This is a genomic window from Bradyrhizobium sp. P3_C3 (genome assembly GCF_056402655.1).
This window is the reverse complement of sequence record NZ_JBFUGY010000115.1, coordinates 1-3,470: the sequence shown is the minus strand read 5'-3', so window position 1 is coordinate 3,470 and position 3,470 is coordinate 1. Positions and strand designations below refer to the sequence as shown.

General features: G+C 58.3%; 3 protein-coding genes. 2 read left to right on the top strand and 1 reads right to left on the bottom strand.

The features are described 5' to 3' along the window. The first annotated feature begins 789 nt into the window (after window positions 1–789). Window positions 790–1,179 carry a nuclear transport factor 2 family protein gene (locus tag AC1DW2_RS43465; protein WP_157790253.1) on the top strand — a complete coding sequence of 130 codons (390 nt, stop codon included), beginning with the start codon at window positions 790–792 and terminating at the stop codon, window positions 1,177–1,179. A gap of 945 nt (window positions 1,180–2,124) precedes the next feature. On the opposite strand, the gene AC1DW2_RS43460 is transcribed toward AC1DW2_RS43465, so the two are convergent. Continuing rightward, window positions 2,125–2,259 (bottom strand): hypothetical protein, encoded by a 135-nt coding sequence (locus AC1DW2_RS43460; RefSeq protein ID WP_256376473.1) that lies wholly within the window; start codon window positions 2,257–2,259, stop codon window positions 2,125–2,127. Between the two features lie 306 nt (window positions 2,260–2,565). On the opposite strand from AC1DW2_RS43460, the gene AC1DW2_RS43455 reads away from it, so the two are divergent. After that, window positions 2,566–2,823, top strand: coding sequence for a hypothetical protein (locus AC1DW2_RS43455; protein ID WP_028154361.1), 258 nt, complete (start codon window positions 2,566–2,568; stop codon window positions 2,821–2,823). The last annotated feature ends 647 nt before the right edge of the window (window positions 2,824–3,470 follow it).

The following is a 3,470-nucleotide window of genomic DNA, read 5'->3' as shown; positions in this document are numbered from 1 at the left end:
GGAGCGACGCCGCTCCGCAGGACGAAACCCTCCATGCGGAGCAACTAGAAAATAGATCGACGATGACTGCTTACCAAAAGCTCGCCCGATCGCCTTCAGTGACTCCCCGCGCTTCCACCGGTCCCATAACTCCGTCTTTTCTGCCGCAGTGAAACCTCTATGAAATCTCCGTTCCATCCAACACTCCATCTTTTCCTCTAAGATAAAGTGTTGCGTCGATCAGTTGAGATCGCCATCCAACACCGGACATATCGTTGCACTAGGTCGCGGTCACTTGCCCTGCTGCTTGATCGCCCACAGCCGATAGGCTTCGGCCTCGTAGGCGTCCCGCTCTGTCGGCGGCGGGATCAGCTTCGCGCCTTCGCTGCGGAAGTGATCGAGGCCGCGCCCGAGCGCCTTGCGAAGATCTCGGCGCGCGCGCCAAGCTTACAGCCCATCGTGTGCCTCATCGCCGCTCCGCCGTCGCCGCTCTTTGCGCCTGCCACGTTCGGATTGAACGGAGTTGCGCGAGGTCGTCCGGGTCCTGTGAGGCGTGTAGAAAACGCGGGGACCGCGCGACGCCGGGAGGTCTGGATATTTGCTGCGAGAAAAACCGTTGTTGCAGTTGCAGGCGAAGGCGAACGTCCGCCTTGGCCTGACAGCGACGAACTTTCGCTCCGTATGAAAATGACGCTGGGCCCAAGAGGAGACATTTCGAGGCGACCGATTGGTTGCTATATTCGGGCTTTGTACTTCACCGTGACTACGATTAGTCCCGTAGGAGTGCTAACCCTTTTAGGGGAGACAACAATGGGCGATTTGAATTCGGTGATTATCCGCAAGGCCTACGAAGACTTTGCGATAGGAAGCATCCCCTCGGTTTTCGCGGTTTTCGACGCCGGCATCACATGGCACGTTCCCGGTCATAGTCCCCTATCAGGCGACTATACCGGTCACGATCAGGTCGGAGGCTTCTTTCAACGCACGATGGAGCTTTCGGGAGGCGCGTTCAGCATGGATGTGCACAATGTGCTGGCTGAAGACGATCTCGTTGTCGCCTTGGTTACCGTGAACGCAGAACGAAACGGGCTGTCCGCGTCGTTTCCGGAGATCCACGTCTGGCAGATGAAGAACGGAAAGGCGACCGACTTCCGCGAGTATCAAGGCGATGAGCAGCGGGAGGACCAATTCTGGTCTTGAGACGCCGTCATTTCCTCAAGCGATAGACGGCACAATGAGGGCGACGCTAAGATCGACGATCCTTCAAAAGCGGCGCGGCGCAACAGGAATGGCTGATGTCCGAGACCGTCACCGTTGATTGCCCTCATCGCCAAAGGGCTACGACCGTCAGCGCGTCGGGCCAATGACGCTGCACCTCGATTGCAGCCGGGCCTACATCGGCAAGGCGGCAAGGTGACGGCTTCCCGCTAGATCAGAGCCGCGTGGCTTACTTGCGATACCTGCGGCGGGAGCGGCGGCAATCGTCGCGCAGTGAAGCCGATGCTGCGCACGTCGCGGCAATGAAAGCGTGTTTTCGAGAACGCTGCAATCTCCTCATGCTGTTGCCGAAAGGCAACTGATTTATTGTTCTTCGTTGAACTGTTCCATTTTGCGTTTACGCCGCAACAAACAGTTCTAGATTTGCGGTCTCCGGGCTGGGGCGTGTTTTACAACAGCGAATTTTCGAACCCGGAGGCTTTTCGAAATGATTTTGGAATTTCTCGCAATTCTTTCTCTCGTTCAGTTCGCCAACATGATTTCGCGACTGATCGGTCGGCGGCATGACGTACTCTCCTACGTTTCAAGATCAGGTCCTCACCGGTAAGCGTGGCTAAAGCGTCACAAAAGCGAAAGCGGGATGGCCGCTCCGCCCGTGGCACAGTCTGGCTCTGATCGTCTGCTACTTGAAGAGTTTGAGCTGCCTTGTGTCGAGGGGCCTCCTTGAGGGGCGCGGTGGTGGCGTGAGTGTTCTGGTCGTCTCTCGAATGAGCTACTCGCTCGTTCTGGTAGAACCCAAGGGGACATATCCCCAGCTTCCGGACTGAGGCTCAAGCCACCAATGCTGACCTGCATTTGAATACCGACGCAATTCGAGATCGGTCAGTTGCAGAAGCCGCCATGGTAAGATCGCTCGTCACTTCCCGCTCACTGGGACCAATCCATATAGAGCGTGATGCCGATCATGATCAGCGAGCCGATCGCGACCGCCACCGGGCAGATAAACGGCAACTCCTCCAGAACGCCGACAACGACCGCCCGAACGCGGAGACTTCTCTTCATGTGCGCAAAGCGCGAGCCTGCCGCACCCATCGGACATCCCCGTTTGGCCCCCAGCAGCAGCGGTCTCACTCTTCAGCATCAAGTGATCTTCGGCTATCGCCCATTCGGATGTATCCGTGAGTGAAGGTGAAGGAACTCTTGCTAGTCCGTTGGTGACGTGTGTTGCCGAGGCGGGCTCAGGAGGGAATGAGCGAGCAGATTGCGCCCGTTGACCAGCCACGCAGGTTTGATTGAACATCGCGCACACCGTGGCCGTTGATGGCATCCCTGATGGTACGCCGTTCGAACGACTGGGAATATCGCACCATGTGGAACTGGATGATGCTAGGGCTAGAAAGCAATCGCGTGATCGGACTTCGGATCGCGAAGCTGATGCGCGGCGGCAAAGCGGCTCAACGAGAAGCCCAGCGCATGGTGAGTGAAAAGGTCTTGGCGGCGGCGAAGGCCGGTACAAGCCTGATGGCTGGCGCATCTGGAAACAAGATTGTTGAGCAGTATCGAAGAAAGGTGGCGGCAAACGCCAAACGGCTCAGCAGCAAACGGATACGGCGCAGACGAAAATGACGCGGGCCTCTCGGACACTTGCTCTGCTGCTTGATCGCCCACAGCCGGTAGACTTCGTCCTCGTAAGGATCGTCGCGGTCGGTGGCGGGATCAACCTCGCGCCTTCCTTGCGGAAGTGTTCGAGACCGCGGCCCAGCTTCTCCCGGCGAGTGTGTGTTGATCGTTGGCCCGGTCGGGATCGTCGGCGCGTAGTCCTCAAGCAAGGATCGAAGCCGATGGCGGCAGTGAAGTGGTAGCCCGCGCGGGACTTCGGCGCGCACGCCATCATGCGGATCGCGATGCCCCACCATCAGGCGGGCTTCGCCGATCGATAGCGCTCCCTCGACTTGCGCCAATGCCGTCGCGACGAAGGGGGCGACGTGCGGCGCGGGCAATGGTTGTCAATCGGCCTGTAAATATGGCTCTGACTCATATGTGGAACGGCCCGGGCTGCAAGATCTTTCTCTGGTTGAACAAGGGATGACGGTGCGGTCATATGTCCGGCCTTTGAACGCGGCACCCGGCCGCTGGCCACGATGATATCCGCGGAAGCAATCGCCCAATCAATTTCTCGCGCTCGAAGCGCAGTGAGTCAGGCGGTCTGATTGCTACCGAGAATGTCGTCATTCAGGGTTCATCCAGATTTGCACCTTGCCTCTTCGGCAGCT